This is a genomic window from Ruminococcus sp. AF20-12LB (assembly GCF_003478985.1).
Lineage (GTDB): Bacteria > Bacillota > Clostridia > Lachnospirales > Lachnospiraceae > Blautia_A.
Map to the genome: position 1 here is coordinate 112333 of NZ_QUGH01000007.1, position 21531 is coordinate 133863.

Genomic DNA, 21531 nt, shown 5'->3' on the forward strand with positions numbered 1-21531 from the left:
GGGATTTGGTAGAATACTCTTCCAAAATGTTTCTATGAGTATTCTATCAAAATCCATTCTTTCTTTCAACGGGAAAATATGGAGGAACTGATGGAAAACAAAGTAACAGAAGCAAAGAAAACAGTACAGAAAAGAATGGAGCCGAAATTGAAGCTTATCAACATGGATAAGGTAGAAGTTGAACAGATTGAATGGCTGCTCTATCCATTTATCCCATATGGGAAAGTAACGATTATCCAAGGAGATCCGGGAGAAGGAAAGACTACAATGGTACTTCAGATCATTGCAAAACTGACCAGAGGAGAAGCAATTCTTCCGACAGTTTCATTAACTGATGATAAAGAAAATGCCGAAGTACCTGTAAATGTGATTTACCAGACAGCAGAGGATGGTTTGGGAGATACCATAAAACCCAGATTGCTTGCTGCAGGTGCAGACTGCTCCAAGGTGCTGGTTATTGATGATACAGACCAGCCATTGACAATGGCAGATATCCGGCTGGAGGAGGCAATTATACAGACAAAAGCAAGAATGGTTGTGCTTGATCCAATTCAGGGATTCTTGGGAGCTGAAGTTGATATGCACCGTGCAAATGAGATTCGTCCGCTGATGAAGCGCATTGCAGTGCTGGCAGAAAAATATCACTGTGCGATTATCTTAATCGGACATATGAACAAAAACAGTAACGGAAAATCTTCCTACCGTGGACTTGGATCCATTGACTTTCAAGCAGCAGCAAGAAGTGTCCTGATTGTTGGCAGAATCAAGGAAGAACCAGAAACGAGGGTGGTGTGCCATACGAAAAGTTCTTTAGCACCAGAAGGAAAATCTATTGCTTTTCGATTAGATAAGGATAATGGATTTGAGTGGATTGGAGAATATGATATCAGTGCAGACGAGTTGCTTAATGGAGATGGCAAGGGACAGAAAAGCCGGAAAGCGAAAGAATTTCTGCTTGAGATACTGGCAGATGGTGGTATGTCACAGAAGAAAATATTAGAAGAAGCTGCGAAGCGTGGAATCAAAGGAAAAACGCTGAGAAATGCGAAGTCAGAACTGGAAGTAGATTCGATAAAACGGGGAAATCAGTGGTACTGGGTGCTGCCTGAATAGAAAGGGAAGATGGCAAGGTGACCATATCTTAAGAAAAGGGCATCTTGCCACCTTGAAAGGAGATAGGATGAAAAACAGAAATGTGCAGATCCCATACGAGTTGTTCTTTCAACTTTTGCAATATTTTTTGATGGAAAACTATGAAAGCGAAGAAATAATTCGGCAGGGATTGGAAAGAAAGTTGGATACAATGGTCAACCGAGAATTATACAGCAAATATAAAACTGCACCGACAGAGGAAGAACGGGAAAAATCCCGGCAGGAATATCTGGACAGGCGGGGAATACCAGAGAACTTTCGATGGTAAAGATTTTCTCTGATTGCCTTATTGCAGGAGCGTGTCACGCACCTGTAGATAGCAGACAAAGGAGAGGGATGATAAGGCGCAGACGGAACGTTATGAATATATTGACAATTTGTTTGGAGCTGAAAAATTGTAAAGGGGGCCCTAAAACAGGGCGCCCTATGGAAAACGATAAATGAAGGGAGAATGTCACAATGAGAGAAGGAAGATTAGGATACAACAGTTATAACAAAAGATATGGATTATTATCATCAGACTTATGGATTGATACGGGATTTCACTGTGGAGAATGTCTGGAAGTGTTGCTTGATGATGAATGGGTTCAGACCAGGATGGAAATGAATCCTGCAAGAGAATGGTATCTTGTAGGAACACCATATTGTGGTGACCTAGAATATATCCGGGCAAGGATACCGGGATAAATCAGCCATACAAGTAACGCAGGAGTGAAACGACCAACGGGAGGAATAGCCCCCGGCAGGGCGCAAGGGTACTTTTGATGGACGGAACGGATGTCGAAAGTGCTTTTGCGTTACTTTTGACAAAAGTAACAAAACCGCCGTATCCGGCGAAGATTTCTTTTTATGCCATTGCTGGCAAATATACAAATTTATGTGCCATATCTGGCACTGGTTTTAGAAAGTGGGGTGAGGAAGATGACGATGAAACGAACAATCAGTGGTATGATCGGGACTGGTTCTCTGGCTCATAACAGACGAGATTTTATAGCAGAAAATGTTGATCCAGACAGAGTACAACTAAATATTTGTTACCAGAATGAGAATCTGAAAGATGTCTATGAAGGACTATTTGATGAAGCTGTAGAACGGTATAATGTCGGGAAGAGAAAAGATCGGCAGATCACGAATTATTATGAAAAGATTCGTCAGGGGAAACAGGAAAAGTTGTTCCATGAAGTGATTTTCCAGATTGGAAACCGAGAAGATACGGCTGTTGGAACAGAAGAGGGAGATTTGGCTGTAAAGGTACTGAATGAGTATGTGAAAGATTTCCAGAAACGAAATCCGACACTTCGGGTATTTAGTTGCTATCTGCATCAGGATGAAGCTACTCCACATTTGCATATCGATTTCATTCCTTATGTAACTGGCTGGAAAGGAAAAGGAATGGACACCAGGGTTTCACTGAAACAAGCATTAAAAAGTCTGGGATTTCAAGGCGGAAATAAGCACGATACGGAGATGAATCAGTGGATAAATCATGAAAAAGAAGTTCTGGCAGAAATTGCAAAGCAATATGGAATTGAATGGGAACAGAAAGGTACTCATGAAGAGCATTTGGACGTTTACAATTTCAAAAAGAAAGAACGGAAAAAGGAAGTACAGGCGCTAGAACAGGAAAAAGAATACTTGACAGCAGAGAACGAAGGATTGGCCTTACAAATCGCTGAATCAAGAGAAGATGTACAGCTTTTGAAGGAAAGTAAAGAACAGGCGGTCAGAGATAAAAAAGCAGCAGAAAAGCGTGCAGAAACAGCAGAAAAACAATTAAAAAGCTTGGAAGAACGCAGGGAACAGTTACAGCCGATTATGGATAATTTGAGTAAGGAAATAAAAGAATATGGAACAGTTAAAATGTTGTTACCGGAAGCTGGCACGTTGGAACGGGCAGCGACCTACCGGGACAAAAAAATCAAACCGCTGTTTCTTCAGATAAAAAATAAGGTTGGGGCAATGGCTGCGCAGGTTAAAGAACTTACAAAAGAGGTGGAAAATTGGAAGAGTAAATATCAAAAGCTGAAACAAAAATATAACGGTATTCAGAAGGCGTTAGATGATATGCGTAAAGAAAATCATAAATTAGCAGAAGAAAAGAATATAATGCAAGACGTTTCTGATAGGTATGACCGTGTTGTGCGTGTTCTGGGATTAGAAACTGTAGAGGCGGCAATACAGCAAGATATTCGCAACGAGAAAGCTCTGGAAGAAAAGCAACGGATGGAACAGATGCCGAAGGGAAGTATTCATAAAAGATTAGCCTGGGGAGTAAAAAAGAGTGAGATGGAGAATCAGCAGCGTAAGAAAAATAAATCAAAAAATAGAGAAATGGAGAGATAAAATCATGGAAAAACACATTTGTGATGAGAAGAACGGATTAAGCTATACTCTGTGTGGAGATTATTATTTGCCGGATCTGGTATTAAATGAAGAAGAACCGACATATGGAAAATATGGAATGTTATGGAAACAGTTTTTGAAAGAGCATAGACCAATACGGTATCAAAACTTGTTATTATCTGGCAAGTTGACAGCACATCTGAATCAGATTGACCAGGAAGTAACAGAGCAGGTAGAAGTGTTAATGAAACAGATGGCAGAAAAACAGGGCGTGAATGAAAACTTAAAGAGGCAGAATCCGATGAAGTGGATTAGATTGATGAATAATGTCAAAGCTAGTGCGGAAGAAATTGTGTTGAAAGAGAGGGTATATATGTGAGTAGAAAGGGTGATCGAAAGGCTGCTCTTTACAAAGATGAAAATAAAAATTGCTGAAAAGGCATGAGTGTTGTAGTGTAAAACTCTTTTGACATTGTGTTTTCCGTTAAGTAAAATATCTTTGATAGACAGATAATGAAAAAATGATTATTCTTGGCTCAGATCAAGAGAACAAATTACTTGCGAAGGGAGGAAATTATATGGAGCTGAGTATACAGATAAAAAAATACCGAACAGAGCTTCATCTATCACAGGAGGAATTGGCAGAAAAGGTATATGTAACAAGACAGACAATTTCTAATTGGGAAAACGAAAAGAGTTATCCTGATATTCATAGCTTGTTACTTCTTAGTTCATTGTTTAATGTATCTCTCGATCAATTAATTAAAGGAGATATAGAGAAAATGAAAGAAATTATTAGCGAGCAAGAAATTAAAAAGTTTAATTATTATGGTTCCATCTATACAGTTCATTTGGCCGTGTTGATTATATCGGCAGTACCTTTGTTTATGTGGCTCGGAAGGTATGCGTATATTCCGTTTGGGATTTTATTTATTATTACACAGTACTGGGCGTTAAAGGTTGAAAAACTAAAAAAGAAAAATGATATACAAACCTATAAGGAAATTGTTGCATTTACGGAGGGAAAAAAATTGGATGAGCTTCATAAGGCAGTTGAAGTGGGAAAACGTCCTTATCAAAATATATTAAAGGTTATTATCAGTGCGGGTGTTACAGCGATGATTTGCTTCTTAATTGGAGTACTGATGCACTTATTCTTGAATTAATTAAATTTAAGGATATTTTGATTTGTAGAACTATAAAATAGAGCATTTTTCTCGCGGATTTTAACCGGTAGTTAAGAAATCGAAGCCATAATTAAACGAAGGCTCAATTGTAAACACATATTAGAAATACTATAATGAGAATATAAACAGGAGGTAGGAACAATGCAAATTGGTGAGAAGATAAAAAACTATCGGAAAACTGCGGGATTAACACAAGAACAGGTGGCGGATTATTTGGACGTTTCTACTCCTGCGGTAAATAAATGGGAAAAAGGAAACACATATCCAGATATATCATTACTTCCGGCAATTGCTCGATTATTAAAAATTGATATGAATGAACTATTTTCATTTCGTGAAGAATTGACAGAAAAAGAGATTGGACAATTTGTGAATGAGCTTTCGGAAGTTTCATTGGATAGCTTTATAAAAGCTTTTGAGATGGGAAGAAATAAAATAAAGGAATATCCTCATTGTGATTCGTTGATTTATTCAATTGCTACTGTTTTAAATGCGGCGTTAACTTTATCCGATGTTGATGATGAGAAAAAGTTGGAATGCAATAATGTGATTGTTGAATGGCTGGAACGAACTGCTGAAAGTCCGAATGAAAAGGTAAGACTTTCTAGTATTTTTATGCTTGCGGCGAAATATATACAAATGGAAAAATATAAAGAAGCAAATATCTTTTTGGATAAAATTCCAGATACTGTGATAGATGCCACAATTATGAAAACGAATGTATTAGCACACCAGGAAGGGACAGATATTGCAGCGTTCTTTTTAGAGGGAAAATTGATGCAGACAGTTACGAATATACAAAACTATCTGTATAAGTTGATAGAAATGGAAGAAGAAACCGGAAATCATTGTAAAGCAGAGGAGATTGCCGAAATCACAGAACATATGGTATCGTTATTTGGTCTGTGGGATTACGGTAGAGTAGTACCATATCTATTGATTGCCGTGTATCGAAAGGATGTAGAAAAATGTATTCAGTTGATAAAAGAAGTGCTGATGGAGTCACAGAAGCCATGGAAGATGGTGGAATCACCTTTATATTACAGATATGCGGATACAGTGCAGGGAAAGTCTTTTTCAGGTGTTGGAAATAATTTTGTTCGTGCATTAGCTACAGAAATTGAAAATAAAGAAGAGTATGAATTTTTGAAAGGAAATAAAGAACTGGAGGCGATTTTTTCTCAATATTTGAAATAGATTGCGATAAAAATATATAGAAATGATAAAATAAAAGCTGTAAAAATCTACGTTGAATTTTACAGCTTTTTGTGTATAATAGAAGTAGCAGAAAGAATATGGCAAATATTTTATCAGTATCTGATTTGAGAAATATTTTCAGGCGTTTTGCAAAAGCTGAAAGAATGTTAAAGGGAGAAAAATAAATGTTATCACCACAGTTAAGAAAACTAAAAATACAATTAGAGGAGGGGAGGGAGCAAATTGATATTGATAAAGAACAACTATTGAAAGAACTGAATGAATTAGATGAAATCAAAGGTATTTTACTAGAAAGTTTGGCATTGTCAACAAAAGTATGCCCAACATGTGGAAAGAGGCTGTAAATATGGATTATAGAGAACTTAGAAAATTAAAAATGAAATTATTGCAAAAAAGCAACAAGACAGATTCAGAAGTTCAATTATTAGCGGAATTGCAATCATTAAGTGGGATAATCGATAGTCGATTAGAGCATTCATTGTCATTGTCGACAAAGGTATGCAAAGCGTGTGGGAGACCATTGTAAAAATGAAGGGATATTTTGTAGTATACGAAAACGAGGATGAGCAATTTGATATAAAGTGTGATCTTCGTCCTGATATTGATGATGAAGTGCCGGAAGCACAGAGCATATTATATTCGGAAGTAGAGAATACTTGCAATGTTCTAAAAGCGTTAGATAAAACATCAGATGACATTAAAAGAAAATATTTTAAGAAACTATTAAATCTTACTCAAGTGGGATTAGTGCCAGAAAATGGTGCACAGCCTAAAATGGCAATGGTTGCGTTGGAAAAATTGAAAGCTGAAATGCTACATATTGAAGGAAAACGTATAAAAAATCAATATATGAAAAGGTTAGGCATTACAGCTATAATTTTATCAGCGATAGTTGGTGGTACAATGTGTATATTATTCCATTTGTTAAAGAATAATGTCTTTTCAATGATGGGGTATACATGGCTTGGAGCGATGACGGGTGCGTGGATATCTTATGGTGCAAGAAAATTCCAGCTTGAATTTGAAGATATGTCACTTATAGAAAAAGATATGGTAGAACCAACCATTAGATTGATATATATTGGGGTTTGTTCTTTGATATTTGAACTTTTTTTATCATGCGGTGTTGCTACAATAACTGTAGGGAATATTACAACAGATAGCATTAAGAATTACGAAGAAATACAAATTTTAATAGGTGTTCTTTGCGGATTGGTGGAAAGTAAAATGGGAATAGATATTTATAAAAAGGCTAATTCAGTAGTAGATATGGGAGAAGAAAAAGAGTAATATTATCGGCAGTATGAAAAATTGTAAAATTCTGAATATACAAAGCTGTAAAAATCTACGTTGAATTTTACAGCTTTTTGTGTATAATAGAAGTAGCAGAAACAATTTGAAATCAAAGGAAGGAGCTGAAAGAATATGGCAAATATTTTACCAGTATCTGATTTGAGAAATTATAACGAAGTCCTGAAGAACTGTCACAAAGGAGAACCAGTATATCTGACCAAGAATGGCAGAGGACGTTTCGTTGTCATGGATATTGAAGATTATGAGCGTGACCGGGCAGAGAAAAAGCTTCTGATGAAGCTGCAGGAAGCCGAAGAAGCAGTGAAAGACGGAGAAGGCTGGCTGGATTTGGATGAATTAAAAGCACTTGTGGGGGAATAAGATGTTAAAACTGCGGATCAATCCGATTGTTGCAAAGGATTTGAAAAATATCCGAGATTACATTGCTGAGGATAATGAAGAATATGCTGCAAAGACGATAAAAGAGATTTATGGTAAATTTGAAAATCTTCAGATGTTTCCGGGAATGGGGTCGGATTTATCCAAACGGGTCAGCTTTCGGACAGATTATAAATATGCGATATGGGAAGATTATGTAATTATCTACAAGATTGGTAATGAATATGTAGAGATTTATCGTGTAGTTAACCGATATCAGGATATTACGAGAATCTTTGATTGATAACAGAGATGTGATAACAATTTGATAACACTGTTCAGTACAGCCTATGGATTTAGGACAGTTGAACACATATAAAACCAAATAGAACCATAATACCAATACTAAAAAGTATAGTGACAAGATTTTATTTGCGAGTTTGAATAAAAAGGTAAATCCCTACAAAGCTTGTATTTATGGGCTTTGTAGGGATTTTTTAGATGGTAATGGGTACGATTTGGGTACAAAATATTTATTTACGTTTAGATACAGTAGTTTTATTGCCTAATTTTGAAATCGCATTTGCACATATTTCTGTTAAAGGCTCTCCGATTGCTGCTTTATAGTTAAAACCTAATAATTGCATTGTTTTTAGTGTGTCAACACTAATTAATTCTTTGATTTGTTCATAACTTTCAACTTGAGATTTGACCTTCGCAATTTCATCTTCTCCCTTTGGAAGGGCATTTGCGATTTGTATAGATTTAATAATTTCAAGTATATTTGAAACGGTATTATGTAAGTGTTGAATATCTTCGTCACTAATAACAACTTTTTCAAGTTCTGACTTGTAAGACTGTGCAATACGTATTGCTTCGTCACGTTCCAAAAGTAGTTCGCTCACAATTTCGTCATAAGTATTACGAACTTTATCAGTATTCTTTTCATCTCTGATAGCTTTGATTTTTGTTGAGACTGCGGTGGCAGTTCCCTTTACTGCTAATTCTGCAAGAGATGCTCCTAAAGCGACTAATTCAGTAGTGTATATAGTATCCATATGTGTATCCTCCTTTTAATCATGTTTGTGCGCATTATATAAAAACATAAATTCATCTGCAAATTTTTTAACAAAATCTTTATCCAGTGCAGTAGCTAATGTTTCATTGTTACTCATTGCATTTCTACTCCAATTGTATGAGCCATGCATAACATATTCAAGATCAATAATACAGAATTTATCATGCATCCTGTTCCGGGAGTTTTCACCCCATTGAGGAATTTTTACTACTTCAAAATTATCACATAAGTTTTTTAGTAATCGACTGTTAGAAGGTTCATCGGAAGTAAGAATTCGTATTTGAATACCATTGTTCCTTTTTTGGAGTAATTCATTGTAAATATCATCGTCAGTAATCCAAGCAACTGCACACCAAATCAAATATTTTGCATTGCGGATTCCTTGTATAATGGTGTCTTTAATCTCTGAAAAAAATGCATCATGTTCCTTATAATTATCGATATCTAAATCAATAGGTTTAGGTTTTATATTTAATTGATTAAAATCATAATCATCTGTTTCGATATATACCATAGATGCAATATCTTGTAAGTTTTTTTGCAAATTCCTTGCTTCTTTTAAAAGGGGAATAGGAACTCTAAGATCGATATTCTCCCAGCATTGCCAAGATCTTGTGGCAAAGGAACTTGTTTTATCAAAGTATATAACGGAATTACGCAGAATAGTTAGCATCTCTTCCTTTTTTTCGTAATCATCATATTTAATGGTTTCAATCATCGTTTTTAAAAATTGGTCTTCGGTCATTGTCATAATCCTTTCTTTATGAATATTAAGGGTGAGTCAAGCATACATATTTTACCCATTATGATTCAATCCCATCTTATCCATAACCTCATCATGTGTCTTCTGAATCCTAAGTCGTTCCTGCCATGCCTCCGATTCCGGATAAATATCCATCCAAAGATTAAAGTCAGCCTCCGCTTTCAGCAGAGCTTCCCCACGTTTTTTCACATCTTTGATTTCATTACATTTCTCGACTTCATCCATATATTTTTCATAGCGTTCTAACCATGATCGCATCAGCGATAATGTTCCAAAGCTGATGCCTACCATATCATTTCCGTCTTTATCCTGATATTCAAATAATGAACCGTCATACTGGCGGAATATCTGAAAAAGTCGATGTATAGCTTTTATACCATCAAAGTCTGAATTTGCAAGGACTTCAGGGTTGACCGCAAGTGCCTCTGCTATTTTTTCAAGGGAAGATGGTTTGGGGTTTCTTCTGCCGCTTTCGTATGCACGAATGTAGGCTTCGCTTGCACCGACCATTTCTCCTAACTGTTTTTGAGTGAGATGTCGTTCTTGTCGGATGCGCCTTATATTTTCACCAACTGTCATTGTGATTTCCTCCTGCTTTAAAGCTATGGATGTTTCAACATCATGTATAGCATACCACACAAGATAAAAAATTAAAAGGAAAAAGATATTGACACGAAACAAATGTTACGATATTATAAAAACGAAACAAAATGATACTATGCAGAAGCAAAGAAAGGAAAAAAACGCTATGAACGAAAAAATATACTACAGTGCAGAAGATATTGCAAAGATGCTCGGTGTGAGCCTGGGAAAATCTTACAAGATTTTGCGAGAAATGAATAAGGAACTTGCTGGAAAAGGCTTCCTTACAATCGCAGGTAAAATTCCGGTGGAGTATTTTCGTGAGAAATGGTATGGCGGAGCCAAGGAGGTGAGTGCATGAGCTGCAGTGCAAAACGAGATCCAAACGGAACGTGGCATATCCAGTACCGGTGGACAGACTGGACGGGAACCAAGAAAAAATCACAGAAGCGAGGATTTAAGACAAAGAAAGAAGCTGAGGAATGGTATGCGCATTTCATATTGCAGTAAACGTCTGATCCAACCATGACTTTGAATGATTTTTGGGAGATCTATAAGGAAGACATGGAGAAACGATTACGGAAAACCACCATGAAGCAGAAAGAATATGTGATGAAAGACAAGGTGCTTCCGTATTTTGGAAATACACCTATCAATGCAATCACAGCTCCTATGATACGAAAGTGGCAAGGCGAAATGATTGATAAAGGATTTAAGCCTACCTATCTGAAAACAATCAATAATCAGCTTAGTTCCATTCTCAACTATGCGGTACGATTCTATGAATTACGTTCCAATCCATGCTACAAAGCAGGCAGTATGGGGAAAAGTAAAGCGGATGAACGTCCCTACTGGACGCTGGAAGAATTTCAGAAATTTTCAGACGCAATCATGGATAAAAGAGATTCATGGATGGCATTTCAGATATTGTTCTGGACAGGTATGCGTATCGGAGAATTACTTGCCTTGCAGGTGAAAGATGTAAATTTCGAGGATGGAACTATCCGGGTGGATGAATCACTTACAAGGCTTGATGGAGAAGATTTGATTACAGCTCCAAAGACAGAAAGTTCGGTGCGAGTGATAACTATTCATAAGGAATTGCAGGACGAGATTCGAGAATATATCAGCACATTGTATCGACCAAAAACAGGAACCAGATTATTTGCAGGAAGAACAAAGAGTTTCTTTGAGCATGAGATGGAACGCGGAATTAAGTTGTCTGGAGTTAAGAAAATCACAGTACATTGTACCAGACACAGTCATGCAAGTATGTTGGTGCAGATGGGGTTCAGTCCGATTGAGATTGCTAAGAGGCTGGGACATGGAAAGGTGACGACAACGATTGAAACCTATTGCCACCAGTCAAGGGATGCACAGGAGAAAATTGCAGACCGTCTTGGAAAAGTGGATCGAGGTGAGGAAGATGGCGTGTAAACGGGAGGATAGATTTCGGCATAACACAATCGCATTCTGGCTGAGTGATGAAGAAAAAGCAGAAGTTGAGGCAAAAATTATATTATCGGGAGTGCCGAAAGGTGAATATTATCGAAAGGCAGTTTTAGAGCAGAAAATTAAGGTAGTGTCAGGCAATTATATGTCATTTCGATTATCAAAGGTGTTAGAGCGGATATGTGAGGAATTGCACAATGGAAATTCAGAGAATGAGCAGCTTTTGCTGGCTTTGCTAAAAGAATTGATTGTATTACAGAAAAATGCCCCTGCTGGTAACAGGGACATGAAAGAATAAAAAGGATAAAGCCTTTCTATCTACGACAAATTTATTATAGCAAAGGCTTTCTCCGCAGGAAAGGAGAAATTTGTGATTTGAATATATTTTCAGAAGTGAAAGAGCATCTAATCACAAGACAGGTGGCAGAAAGTTATGGACTTCATATTCGCAGAAATGGAACAGCCTGCTGTCCATTCCATGATGACAGACATCCAAGCATGAAGGTGGATCAAAATTATCACTGTTTTGCATGTGGTGTGGGTGGAGATGTGATTGATTACACAGCAAGAATGTATGGATTATCCCAATACGATGCCGCAAAGAAATTGATTGAGGATTTTGGATTGCCAATCCATACAGAAGCTATGAGCAGGGAAGAAAAAGAAAGACTTCGCAGGGAAAAAGAGGATCGCATGCGCATTATTCAGATTAAGAAAAAATTTTCCAGATGGTGTGAGGAAACAATAGAACTGTTAAAAGATGCGATGATACAGATTGAATATAGTGGAGAGCTGCTTTATGGCAAGCCACCGGATGTAATATTTTCAGAGGATTACGCCATGATGCTTCATGCAGAACCAATCATCAATTATTGGCTGGATATTCTCTGTATGGGAAGTGAGCAGGAGAAAAAAGAATTATTTATGCAGGGCAGAAAAGAGGTGGAGCAGGTTGCAGGAAATGTCAGAAAGTGGAGCAGATGTATCATGGGACGATGTCAGGAAAGTGCTTGAGGAGGAAAAGAGCAGTGCAGAGGATATTCAGGCTGACCTTGTAAGAAATAATAAAGGGAATATCTGCCAAAGCATTGATAATTGTATGACTGTTTTTCAGCGAGATCCTTTGTTAAAAGGTGCCATCAGAAAAAATGAACTTTCCGGGAAAATAGATATTGTTGGTGATCTTGGATGGGAAAGAACATCTTCCAGTCTAACTGATACCGATGTGTACCAGCTTCATTGGTATCTGGAAAAGCAGTATGGACTGAAAAATGAGAGGAACATCAACAAAGCCATGAATATCGCAGCCAGCGAGAACCGATATCATCCGATTCGGGAGTATCTGGAGCAGCTTGTATGGGATGGAAAGTATCGAATTGGAAGATTGCTTCCTAAATATCTGGGAGCCGAGGAGGATGCCTATACCAGAGAAATGATGCAGCTTCTCATGCTGGCGGCGATACATAGGGTATATGAGCCGGGATGTAAGTATGAAATCATGGTGTGTTTGGTGGGTGGACAAGGCGCAGGAAAGTCTACATTTTTCCGGTTCCTTGCAATCAATGATGAATGGTTCTCGGACGATCTGAAGCGCATGGATGATGATAATGTATACCGGAAAATGCAGAGGCATTGGATTATCGAAATGTCAGAGATGATGGCTACGGTCAATGCCAAGAGTATTGAAGATATCAAATCATTTATCAGCAGACAGAAAGAAACTTATAAAATTCCTTATGAAACACATCCGGAGGACAGACCAAGACAATGCGTGTTTGTTGGCACATCAAACAGCATGGATTTTTTACCATTAGACAGAACCGGCAATCGCAGATTTGCACCGATACTGGTACATCCGGACAGAGTGGAGAAGCATATTCTGGAGGACGAGAAAGAGGCAAGGAATTATATCATTCAGGCATGGGCAGAGGCAATGGAGCTGTATCGAAGCGGTCAGCATGAATTGAAATTATCCAAAGATACAGAAAATTATCTGCGCCAGATGCAGAAAGAGTTTATGCCGGAGGATGCGAAAGTCGGAATTATCCAGTTGTGGCTAAATGAACTGTCACAGGATTATGTATGCAGCATCATGATTTACAAAGAAGCATTTGACCATGAATACGATATGCCGAAGGACTGGGAATTAAAGGAAATCAATAATGTCATGAACAACAGTATTTCCGGCTGGGAGAAAATATCGTCCCACCGATTTGCAGAATATGGAATACAAAGAGGATGGCGCAGGATAGTCGATAAAGAAGAATTTCATAAATTGCCGGAACATGCAGAAATACCATTTGATAAAAAATAAGTTTTTTAATACTTGTTTACAAATTCTGTTTACAGTCTGTGTATGCGAGATAGTAAACACTATGGTTTACGGAAAAATCCAGTAAATATGCAAGGTACAGCAGTTGTAAACAATGTAAACGGGAAAAACAGCAAAAGAGTATTGCAATAACAAATGTAAACAGCAGGAGGAAAAATAGATGCAGAAATTTAATTATCAGAAAAGTAATAAAGCAACAGGGAAAATTTATGTAGGTCTGGATCATGGTTATGGAAATATCAAGACAGCACACCGGGTATTTCAGACTGGGATAGAGTGTTATGACGAGGAGCCGATTGTCAGTACCAATTATGTAAAGTATAGGGATAAATATTACGTGATTGGTGAGAGCCATCTGGTATATCAGGGCAATAAAACGGAATTGGATGATTTCTATATTCTGACACTTGCAGGACTGGCAGAGGAAATGAAGTATAGAGGATTGCATGAGGCAGATGTGGTGCTTGCAGTGGGATTACCTCTAGCATGGGTAAAGACGCAGGCAGCGGAATGGAGAAACTATCTCATGCGTGAAAAGGATCTGGATTTTTCATTCCGTAAGGAACGATACAAAGTCCATTTATGTGGCTTGGAAATCTTTCCGCAGGGACTTGCAGCAGTACATAATCAAGGCTCTATGCCGGGGATGAATATGTTGGTTGATATAGGAAACGGAACCATGAGCATTTTGGAAATTCATGATGGCAGACCGATGGAAAACAGCATCAGCACAGAAGTGTTCGGGGTACATCAGCGTATGGAAAAGATACAAAAAGAAGTATCAAAGCACAGTGGAGTGGATGTGTCGGAGATGTTGATTGAGCCGCTTTTGAGGAATGGAATCGGGGACAGGACAGATGCAGTAGCTATGACTACCAAGCGGGTTGCGGAAAATTATACGGTAGAAATTATGAAGAAACTCATAGCGCATGGATATAGGGAAGAACTGGTGCACCTTTTTATCATTGGTGGTGGAGGCTGTCTTTTACAAAATTTCTCTGATCTGACAGCCAAACCGGAAGTATCCGTAATCACAGATATATGTGCTAATGCAAAAGGTTATGAGGCACTTGCCATAATGAAACAGAGAATGAGAGGATGATTCAGATGCGGAAGGAATACCGCTCAAGTAACGTGCGCTTCTGCATGGATGATGAAAATCAGCGTAGAACATGGGAATATTTGCAGAGTATTACAAGAAAAGAAGGTTCTTACGGGAAAATACTTTCAGATGAATTTGTTCAGATATTGGATGGAAACCATGCAATAGAACAAGAAGCATTGCAACAAAACCTTTCAGAGTGTGTAACGGAGCAGATACTTTCCATGCATCTATCAACATTAAAGAGAGAACTACTGGAGGAATTGGAAAGTCTATATGGAAATGCCCAACATGCTGCTTCACAGACAGGGGCTGACAGGACTGATATAGGGAAAGAAGCACCAGGAGTGCCAGAGTCGGATATGTCAGATGCAATGATGACGATGGCACTTGCAATGGGTGAGTGGGTACCGGAATAGACATATCCGGTACCGTCAGCCAGCGCGAACGATGGAAGGGGATTATCTGACGGAGTGAGAAATCTGCCATAGAATACATGGCAGATATGCCAGCCATAAGGCTGGCAAGAGCCTCGCAGAGCCCTCGGAGAGCGACTTATGTTTTGATGCCTGCGTCAAAACTAATAAGGAGTTACTTTTGACAAAAGTAACAAAACCGTAGTTAGCAGTTATATAAAAATGGAAAGAAGGTAAAAAGACTGGGAACAAAAACAATTTCTTTTCCAAAGGGAAAGGGACATCTGACGCATAATAACCGAGAGTTTATCAGTAATAATGTGGTACTCGAAAGGACAGCTTGGAACCGAATTTATATACAGGAATCTTTGGAACAGGCATATGAGAAATGCTTTGGGCAGGCACTTAGGGATTATAATGCAGCACAAAAGCGAAAGGATCGTAGAAAAGAAAATTATATGAAAGAAATAGAGAATTCCGGTAATAAGGAAAAGACATTCTACGAGAATATCGTTCAGATAGGCAAAAAGGATGACACTCCTGTGGTGGGTGCAGATGGAAAGCTTACTGAGGAGGCAAAGGCAGCCATTGAAATATTGGAGCAATATGCAAAAACATTTCAGGAACGTAATTCCAATTTGTATCTGTTTAATTGTGTTATGCATTTGGATGAAGCAACGCCACACTTGCACATTGATTATATTCCGGTTGCAAATGGCTATAAAACAGGCATGAAAACACGCAACAGTCTGACTAAGGCATTGCAGCAAATGGGATTTGCAAAGGCGGTCAGCAAAAAGGAAAATGAAACAGTTGCATGGCAACAGAGGGAGCGAGCTTATTTGACGGAACTTTGTCAGGAAAAAGGGATTGATGTCGAGGTGTTGGGCGTACAGAGAGATAACCTTACCCTACCGGAGTATAAAGCTGCGATGCAGAAAGTGGAAGCACTGGAACAACAGGCAGAGGAAATGGAGATACATAACAGGGAACTTGCTACACAAGCCGGGGAGTTGGCGAATCAGATTGATGAACTGGAGGCAAGGGATAAAAGCAATCAGGAATTACTTGCGAAGCATGATCTGAGAGCAACTACCCTAAAGAACATTTCAAAAGAAGTAGATGCAGAAACCAAGAAGATAAAAAGTGCAGCAATTCCGGTCAATCATCTGTTTGGCGGTGAGGAATATGTCAAGGTAAAGAAAAATGATTGGAATAAGATTATGGATGCTTTCAGCCGGGCAGTATCAAGGAATTATTTGCTGGAAAAATATGAAAAGAAAATATTTGCTTTGGAGAAGAAAATAGCAACCCTTACTGACCAGATTGAGAAGTTAAAACAGTTTGTGGCATCAAGGGGACTTGGAGAGGCGTTTGTGGAGTTTGTAAAATCACTGGCGCCAAAATCCTTCAAGCAAAAACTCGAAGAGAAAAAAGCGGATGTAGCGGAGCAGAATCGACAGAGAAAGATAACACAACAGGAAATGCTGGATAAGAAGAAAAAATTGCAGCAGGAAATGTAAATTTGAAGAAAGTGAGGAACGTACAATGAATTTAACTTACGAGAAGTGTGGAGATTATTTGATACCGAACATAATTCCTGATCCGGAGCCGGGAGAAGAACTGAGAAAGTTCGGATTGATGCGGAAAAATTATCTGAAAGAATATAAAAGTGGCATTTATCAGGGGATGGTTCTAAGTGGAAAACTAAAGGAACATCTGCTCATGGTGCAGGAACAGGCAGAGTTACAGTTTGATGTACTGGTGGAGCAGATGGCAGAACGTGAAGGAGTGACAGAGCAGTTGAAAGAGGAGAATCAGATGCTTTGGGCGCAGAAGATGAATAATATCCGGGCAAGAGCAGAAGAGATTGTGAGAGAGGAAATAATATATTGCAATGGCTAAGATAAGAGAAAAACAGGCAGAAAGTAATAATGCTTTGAAAGGGCAACCAGTTTGAACATAATGTAAACGCAGGTGCGGAAAATAGTTATATAATAAATTGCAGGAAGTAGAATTAAGTGAGCTATTGTGGGTGTTTGAGGATGAATGGCAAAAAAATATTAAAATATTAAAAAGCAAATTTATAGTGAACTTTTTTCGCTTTGTAATGGTTATATAAGAAGTAAGACATTTTATGATTGGAGAAAACGCTATGAAGGACAGCGAATTGATTCAAAAAGTACATAGCGGAAATAAAGAGGCAGTCGGTATTATTATTGAACGGTATTATTATTGAACGATATTATGCAGATATTTATCGCTTTTGTCTATATATGGTTCAAACAGAGGATGATGCCTACGACATTGCTCAGGAAACTTTTTTGAAATTTATGAAGTATGGAACTTCCTATAAACATCATAATCTCAAAGGTTATCTCCTGACTATTGCAAGAAATATATGTTTTAATTATTTCCGGGATAAGAAAGAAAAAGTAACAGCCATCGAATGGGAGGAGATTGATGAAATTCCAAATAATAAAGATATGCTGACCGAAGCGGAGGATGCCGTTTATTTGAGAAATTTATTAAAGGAACTTTCGCAGGATACGAGGGAAGTTATTATTCTGCGTATTTATGAAGAAATGAAATTTAAAGATATTGCAAAGATTATGGGGTGCAGTGTTTCTACTACAAAGTCAAGATTTCGATTAGGTGTAAATCAGTTAAAAAAGTTAATGGAGAATGATTATGAGAGATAGCGAAATAAAGACTCTTTTTGCAAAGGCAGATGAGCAAGTTCATGTTGATGAAATAAGAAAACAAAAGACTTATCATGCAATGATTGATGAAATGGAAAAGCAGAGAACGCCAATGATGTCTACAAAAAATATTTTGTTTCATCAATTTTGGTACATGGATAAATTGTTTTTTGCTGTTTATGGTGTCCTTATTTGTTTAGGAATTATTTTTATTACAGCATTGCAATATACCGGATTGAATCAAAATGAGATGATTACTGTATGTATGGTTGGAGCAGGTATTCTTAGCATAACGTCTATTAGTGTGATTGATAAATTGTTTTTTGGAAAAATGGCAGAGTTAGGAGAAAGCTGCTATTTTAATACAAAACAGTGTGTTGCTGCATGGCTGGTATTGTCGGGAATGATAAATGTTATGATATTGTTTTTGATAGCTGGCTATTTGAACTATCATTGGAGAGTTGGATTATTACAGGTGGGGCTGTATATTTTAACTCCATATCTAGTATCAAGCATAACTGCATTAGGGATTTTATCAATGGAAACAAGAGGAAAAAATTTATCTTTATTTGGCATGAGTGCCATCTTTTTATCAATAAGTTATGGAGTAATTGGTTCGATTCCGAGAGCACTTTTTGTAACAACTCTTTGGATATGGGCAGTAGCTCTTCTTGTGTCGGGACTTTTATTTGTAATGCAGATAAAAAAATTGCTTAGTAAAATGGAAAAAGGAGAAGTATTATGCACGAATTAAAGTTGATGGATGTACAAAAAAAATACAAGGATAAAGAAGCAGTCAGAAAATTTAATTATACATTTGCAAATGGTGTGTATGGACTGTTGGGAGAAAATGGTGCGGGAAAAACAACATTAATGAGATTGATTTGTGGTGTTTTGCAGCCAACGGAGGGAAGTATTTATTGCGATAATATTGAGACCGCCAGTATGGGAGCAGAGTATCGTAGGTTATTGGGATATTTACCACAAGATTTTGGATATTATGGTGATTTTACTGCGGAACGCTTCCTGCGATATATGGCGGCATTGAAAGCACTACCGGAAGACTATGCCAATAGTCGTATTGACGAACTTTTAGATATGGTAGAGCTGAAAAATGTGAAAAAGAAAAAGCTAAAGACTTTTTCAGGAGGTATGATACGAAGAATAGGAATTGCACAGGCACTTCTGAACAATCCTGAAATTTTGATTTTAGATGAACCTACAGCAGGACTTGATCCAAAGGAAAGAGTACGATTTCGTAATGTGATTAGTTCACTTGGAAAAAATAGGATGGTTTTACTGTCTACACATATCGTATCTGATATAGATTATATTGCAGACCGTATTTTGATTATGAAGAATGGAGAACTGATTCAAGAAGGAACGGAAAAAGAGCTCACTGACAAAGTGGAAGGATGTGTTTGGAAGTGTATTGTTTCTGAAAAAGAAGCAGAGCAGATAACCAGTAGCTTCATTGTAAGCAATATGAGAAGTAGTGGAGAAAATGTTGAACTAAGAATTGTTTCAGAAAGACAGCCGGTTGCAGGTGCAGAAAATGTGGAAAGTACACTGGAAGATGCATATCTTTATCATACACAAATAACAGGGGGAGAAAAAAATGCGACTTTATAAGATGGAGCTTTTTAAACTATTTCAAAATAAAATATTTAAAATAGGAATGTTGGCTGCGACAGGATTGCTGTTTCTGTATTTTGGGTTTGCAGAGGTCGGTGGAGAAATAGCGACAGTAGATGGGAAGTTTTATTCCGGTTATGAAGCAGTGCAGATGAATCGGAAGATTACGGAAGAATTTGAAGGTGATTTGACAGATGTAAAAGTGAATCAAATAATTGAAAAATATGGTTTACCTACAAAATTTGAGGAAAATATGCCAGGGTGGAGAGATGGAAACTTTTTAAATGATTTTGTTACAAGATATTTTACCAATGGTGCATGGGAAAATGGTGTACTTCCAACGGAAAGGTATTTTCTGTGGGAAACAGAATTGGGAAAAGCTTATGATGAAATTGGGAAAACACCTTATTTGGCATATACAACGGGATGGAAGGTATTCGTTGAAATGCTTCAGTTTGGATTGATTTTAGGAAGCATATTGATTATTTGCGGGGTGTCGACCATCTTCGCAGATGAAAGCCAGACGAAAATGCTGCCATTAATTTTTAGCACGGAAGAAGGAAGAAGAAAAGATGTTCATGCTAAAATTTTGGCTTCTTTTACATTCACTATTTTCATTTTTATGTGGTTTGTGTTAGTCAATTTAGTCTTATGCTGGATGATATATGGTTTGAAGGGATTTGAAAATATATCCTGGATGGTGCTTTCTCAACATATGCTTCAACCTGTATTATTTTTGAAATATCTTGGCATTTTATTAGGATTAGCTTTTCAGGCGCTTTTATCGTTATGCGCCATTACACTATGCGTTTCTGCATATCAGAATAGCTCTTTTGGCGCAGTAATTATTGTGGCTGTATGTTGGGGACTTCCTGTATTGATAAGGATGTTTTTCGGGGGAATCATATGGCTTATAGTAGATTCTATGCCGATTTTTCTTGTCATGACGGGAATTGTAAATGACATATATGAGATATGGTATATTGTACTGGGAATAAATATTTGTTTTGCCATAGGGTGTTTGGTAAAAGGATTGGTATCTTATAAGACAAAACAATTTGCATAAAAATAATTGGCTTGTACAGGATGTGAAATGGGGTGATCATTTGGGAAGATTTTAATTCTATCATTTGAGGATGGAGAAGAGCATATTATCAACCGTATTATATCGTGTGTGAGTGAAGATATAGAGGTTTTGAAACATAAAGCTGTCCATAAAGGGGAACTTTGTTTTGAGGGACTTTATATTGATAAGCGTAAGCGCATTGTAGTTCGTAAAAAAAATGAAATTGACTTGACATATACAGAATTTGAAATTTTATTGTTGTTGGCTCAAAATGCCGGAATAGTATTTAGTAAAGAGCAGATATATGATAGGGTTTGGAAAGAACCATATTATGGCGATTACAACATTGTTATGAGCCATATTCGCAATATACGGGAAAAGATAGAGGATAATCCAAGCAAGCCTGTTTACATACAGACAGTGTGGGGAGTTGGCTATCGATTTAATCAGGCACTGCAAATAAGGGAAACGCTGTAAAAACCTTCGTTGATTTTTACAGCGTCTTTGGCTATAATAAAAGATAGAATATAGTATTGATTTTGAAAGGATGGTAACTATGCCAAATATATTACCGGTATCTGATTTGAGAAATTACAATGAAGTGTTGAAGAACTGCCAGGTGGGAGAACCTGTTTTTCTTACGAAAAATGGCAGGGGAAGATTTGTGGTAATGGATATAGAAGATTATGAGCGAGATAAAGCAGAAAAGAAACTTTTAGAGAAGCTGCAAGAGGCTGAGGCGGCTGTCAAGGATGGAAAAGGTTGGTTGTCATTGGATGAACTAAAGACAATGGTGGGAGAATAGAACATGATGAAGTTATGGATCAATCCG

31 protein-coding genes are annotated in these 21531 nt (G+C 37.6%); 28 read left to right on the top strand and 3 right to left on the bottom strand.

All coding sequences use genetic code 11. The annotated features are described in order from the left end of the window. Nucleotides 1-90: 90 nt before the first annotated feature. The 12 genes from DWX61_RS10575 (at nucleotide 91) to DWX61_RS10635 (ending at nucleotide 7875) form a co-directional block, all read left to right on the top strand. Nucleotides 91-1113 carry an AAA family ATPase gene (locus DWX61_RS10575; RefSeq protein ID WP_237949107.1) on the top strand — a complete coding sequence of 341 codons (1023 nt, stop codon included), beginning with the start codon at nucleotides 91-93 and terminating at the stop codon, nucleotides 1111-1113. 67 nt (nucleotides 1114-1180) lie between these two features. After that, on the top strand, nucleotides 1181-1420 hold the full coding sequence (locus DWX61_RS10580; RefSeq protein WP_055060781.1) for a hypothetical protein: 240 nt from the start codon (nucleotides 1181-1183) through the stop codon (nucleotides 1418-1420). A gap of 191 nt (nucleotides 1421-1611) precedes the next feature. Further along, entirely contained in the window at nucleotides 1612-1839 is a 228-nt protein-coding gene (locus DWX61_RS10585; protein WP_055258605.1) for a DUF5348 domain-containing protein, read from the top strand. A gap of 77 nt (nucleotides 1840-1916) precedes the next feature. Continuing rightward, nucleotides 1917-2129 carry a hypothetical protein gene (locus tag DWX61_RS10590; protein ID WP_118625194.1) on the top strand — a complete coding sequence of 71 codons (213 nt, stop codon included), beginning with the start codon at nucleotides 1917-1919 and terminating at the stop codon, nucleotides 2127-2129. Continuing rightward, entirely contained in the window at nucleotides 2101-3495 is a 1395-nt protein-coding gene (locus tag DWX61_RS10595; RefSeq protein ID WP_286188076.1) for a plasmid recombination protein, read from the top strand. Before DWX61_RS10590 ends, DWX61_RS10595 begins: the two co-directional genes overlap by 29 nt. Nucleotides 3496-3499: 4 nt before the next feature. After that, the gene (locus DWX61_RS10600) at nucleotides 3500-3874 is read left to right on the top strand and encodes a TnpV protein (RefSeq protein WP_118625198.1); all 375 of its coding nucleotides are present in this window, start codon (nucleotides 3500-3502) and stop codon (nucleotides 3872-3874) included. A gap of 199 nt (nucleotides 3875-4073) precedes the next feature. Next, nucleotides 4074-4661 carry a helix-turn-helix transcriptional regulator gene (locus DWX61_RS10605; RefSeq protein ID WP_118199748.1) on the top strand — a complete coding sequence of 196 codons (588 nt, stop codon included), beginning with the start codon at nucleotides 4074-4076 and terminating at the stop codon, nucleotides 4659-4661. A gap of 162 nt (nucleotides 4662-4823) precedes the next feature. Continuing rightward, the gene (locus tag DWX61_RS10610) at nucleotides 4824-5879 is read left to right on the top strand and encodes a helix-turn-helix domain-containing protein (protein ID WP_118625200.1); all 1056 of its coding nucleotides are present in this window, start codon (nucleotides 4824-4826) and stop codon (nucleotides 5877-5879) included. A gap of 185 nt (nucleotides 5880-6064) precedes the next feature. Beyond that, complete coding sequence (locus tag DWX61_RS10615; protein ID WP_118625202.1) at nucleotides 6065-6244, top strand: hypothetical protein; 180 nt, start codon at nucleotides 6065-6067, stop codon at nucleotides 6242-6244. Between the two features lie 184 nt (nucleotides 6245-6428). Continuing rightward, nucleotides 6429-7190, top strand: a complete 762-nt coding sequence (locus tag DWX61_RS10625) for a hypothetical protein (protein ID WP_118625204.1) — start codon at nucleotides 6429-6431, stop codon at nucleotides 7188-7190. Between the two features lie 135 nt (nucleotides 7191-7325). Further along, nucleotides 7326-7574, top strand: a complete 249-nt coding sequence (locus DWX61_RS10630) for a type II toxin-antitoxin system prevent-host-death family antitoxin (protein ID WP_005333597.1) — start codon at nucleotides 7326-7328, stop codon at nucleotides 7572-7574. Nucleotide 7575: 1 nt separating this feature from the next. Next, the gene (locus DWX61_RS10635) at nucleotides 7576-7875 is read left to right on the top strand and encodes a type II toxin-antitoxin system RelE/ParE family toxin (RefSeq protein WP_055306317.1); all 300 of its coding nucleotides are present in this window, start codon (nucleotides 7576-7578) and stop codon (nucleotides 7873-7875) included. Between the two features lie 229 nt (nucleotides 7876-8104). Here DWX61_RS10635 and DWX61_RS10640 read toward each other — a convergent pair whose 3' ends face one another. Genes DWX61_RS10640 through DWX61_RS10650 form a run of 3 tightly spaced genes read right to left on the bottom strand, consistent with a single transcriptional unit; the run spans nucleotide 8105 to nucleotide 9991 of the window. Beyond that, a complete protein-coding gene (locus tag DWX61_RS10640; RefSeq protein ID WP_118625206.1) occupies nucleotides 8105-8629 on the bottom strand; it encodes a hypothetical protein in 525 nt (174 codons plus the stop codon). Nucleotides 8630-8644: 15 nt separating this feature from the next. Then, complete coding sequence (locus tag DWX61_RS10645; protein ID WP_243164914.1) at nucleotides 8645-9400, bottom strand: phospholipase D-like domain-containing protein; 756 nt, start codon at nucleotides 9398-9400, stop codon at nucleotides 8645-8647. A 45-nt stretch (nucleotides 9401-9445) separates the two neighbouring features. Further along, on the bottom strand, nucleotides 9446-9991 hold the full coding sequence (locus DWX61_RS10650) for a helix-turn-helix domain-containing protein (protein ID WP_118625216.1): 546 nt from the start codon (nucleotides 9989-9991) through the stop codon (nucleotides 9446-9448). 169 nt (nucleotides 9992-10160) lie between these two features. Here DWX61_RS10650 and DWX61_RS10655 point away from each other — a divergent pair, with 169 nt between their 5' ends. The 16 genes from DWX61_RS10655 to DWX61_RS10725 all read left to right on the top strand — a co-directional run bounded on the left by DWX61_RS10655 (nucleotide 10161) and on the right by DWX61_RS10725 (nucleotide 21504). After that, complete coding sequence (locus DWX61_RS10655; protein ID WP_118625218.1) at nucleotides 10161-10355, top strand: ICEBs1 excisionase; 195 nt, start codon at nucleotides 10161-10163, stop codon at nucleotides 10353-10355. Beyond that, on the top strand, nucleotides 10352-10504 hold the full coding sequence (locus tag DWX61_RS19295) for an Arm DNA-binding domain-containing protein (protein WP_243164915.1): 153 nt from the start codon (nucleotides 10352-10354) through the stop codon (nucleotides 10502-10504). Before DWX61_RS10655 ends, DWX61_RS19295 begins: the two co-directional genes overlap by 4 nt. A 15-nt stretch (nucleotides 10505-10519) precedes the next feature. Then, on the top strand, nucleotides 10520-11431 hold the full coding sequence (locus DWX61_RS10660) for a tyrosine-type recombinase/integrase (protein ID WP_270427422.1): 912 nt from the start codon (nucleotides 10520-10522) through the stop codon (nucleotides 11429-11431). Next, nucleotides 11421-11744, top strand: a complete 324-nt coding sequence (locus DWX61_RS10665) for a plasmid mobilization protein (protein ID WP_118625220.1) — start codon at nucleotides 11421-11423, stop codon at nucleotides 11742-11744. The genes DWX61_RS10660 and DWX61_RS10665 overlap by 11 nt, the downstream gene beginning before the upstream one ends. Nucleotides 11745-11821: 77 nt before the next feature. Continuing rightward, the gene (locus DWX61_RS10670; RefSeq protein WP_182433983.1) at nucleotides 11822-12460 is read left to right on the top strand and encodes a CHC2 zinc finger domain-containing protein; all 639 of its coding nucleotides are present in this window, start codon (nucleotides 11822-11824) and stop codon (nucleotides 12458-12460) included. A gap of 85 nt (nucleotides 12461-12545) precedes the next feature. Continuing rightward, nucleotides 12546-13760 (top strand): virulence-associated E family protein, encoded by a 1215-nt coding sequence (locus DWX61_RS10675; protein ID WP_353652872.1) that lies wholly within the window; start codon nucleotides 12546-12548, stop codon nucleotides 13758-13760. Nucleotides 13761-13938: 178 nt separating this feature from the next. Next, complete coding sequence (locus DWX61_RS10680; protein ID WP_118625226.1) at nucleotides 13939-14880, top strand: ParM/StbA family protein; 942 nt, start codon at nucleotides 13939-13941, stop codon at nucleotides 14878-14880. 44 nt (nucleotides 14881-14924) lie between these two features. Then, nucleotides 14925-15299, top strand: coding sequence for a hypothetical protein (locus DWX61_RS10685; RefSeq protein WP_147419622.1), 375 nt, complete (start codon nucleotides 14925-14927; stop codon nucleotides 15297-15299). 317 nt (nucleotides 15300-15616) lie between these two features. Further along, nucleotides 15617-16819 carry a plasmid recombination protein gene (locus DWX61_RS10690; RefSeq protein WP_244791028.1) on the top strand — a complete coding sequence of 401 codons (1203 nt, stop codon included), beginning with the start codon at nucleotides 15617-15619 and terminating at the stop codon, nucleotides 16817-16819. A gap of 25 nt (nucleotides 16820-16844) precedes the next feature. Next, nucleotides 16845-17201 carry a TnpV protein gene (locus DWX61_RS10695; RefSeq protein WP_118625232.1) on the top strand — a complete coding sequence of 119 codons (357 nt, stop codon included), beginning with the start codon at nucleotides 16845-16847 and terminating at the stop codon, nucleotides 17199-17201. Nucleotides 17202-17515: 314 nt separating this feature from the next. Continuing rightward, nucleotides 17516-17998 carry an RNA polymerase sigma factor gene (locus tag DWX61_RS10700; protein ID WP_330607411.1) on the top strand — a complete coding sequence of 161 codons (483 nt, stop codon included), beginning with the start codon at nucleotides 17516-17518 and terminating at the stop codon, nucleotides 17996-17998. Continuing rightward, nucleotides 17988-18752 (top strand): hypothetical protein, encoded by a 765-nt coding sequence (locus DWX61_RS10705; RefSeq protein ID WP_243164918.1) that lies wholly within the window; start codon nucleotides 17988-17990, stop codon nucleotides 18750-18752. Before DWX61_RS10700 ends, DWX61_RS10705 begins: the two co-directional genes overlap by 11 nt. After that, on the top strand, nucleotides 18740-19630 hold the full coding sequence (locus DWX61_RS10710) for an ABC transporter ATP-binding protein (protein ID WP_118625236.1): 891 nt from the start codon (nucleotides 18740-18742) through the stop codon (nucleotides 19628-19630). The genes DWX61_RS10705 and DWX61_RS10710 overlap by 13 nt, the downstream gene beginning before the upstream one ends. After that, nucleotides 19617-20699: an ABC transporter permease gene (locus DWX61_RS10715; RefSeq protein WP_118625238.1), complete on the top strand. Its 1083-nt coding sequence runs from the start codon at nucleotides 19617-19619 to the stop codon at nucleotides 20697-20699. The genes DWX61_RS10710 and DWX61_RS10715 overlap by 14 nt, the downstream gene beginning before the upstream one ends. A gap of 129 nt (nucleotides 20700-20828) precedes the next feature. Then, nucleotides 20829-21176, top strand: a complete 348-nt coding sequence (locus DWX61_RS10720; protein WP_207724829.1) for a winged helix-turn-helix domain-containing protein — start codon at nucleotides 20829-20831, stop codon at nucleotides 21174-21176. A 79-nt stretch (nucleotides 21177-21255) separates the two neighbouring features. Further along, a complete protein-coding gene (locus DWX61_RS10725) occupies nucleotides 21256-21504 on the top strand; it encodes a type II toxin-antitoxin system prevent-host-death family antitoxin (RefSeq protein WP_055067691.1) in 249 nt (82 codons plus the stop codon). Nucleotides 21505-21531 lie beyond the last annotated feature (27 nt).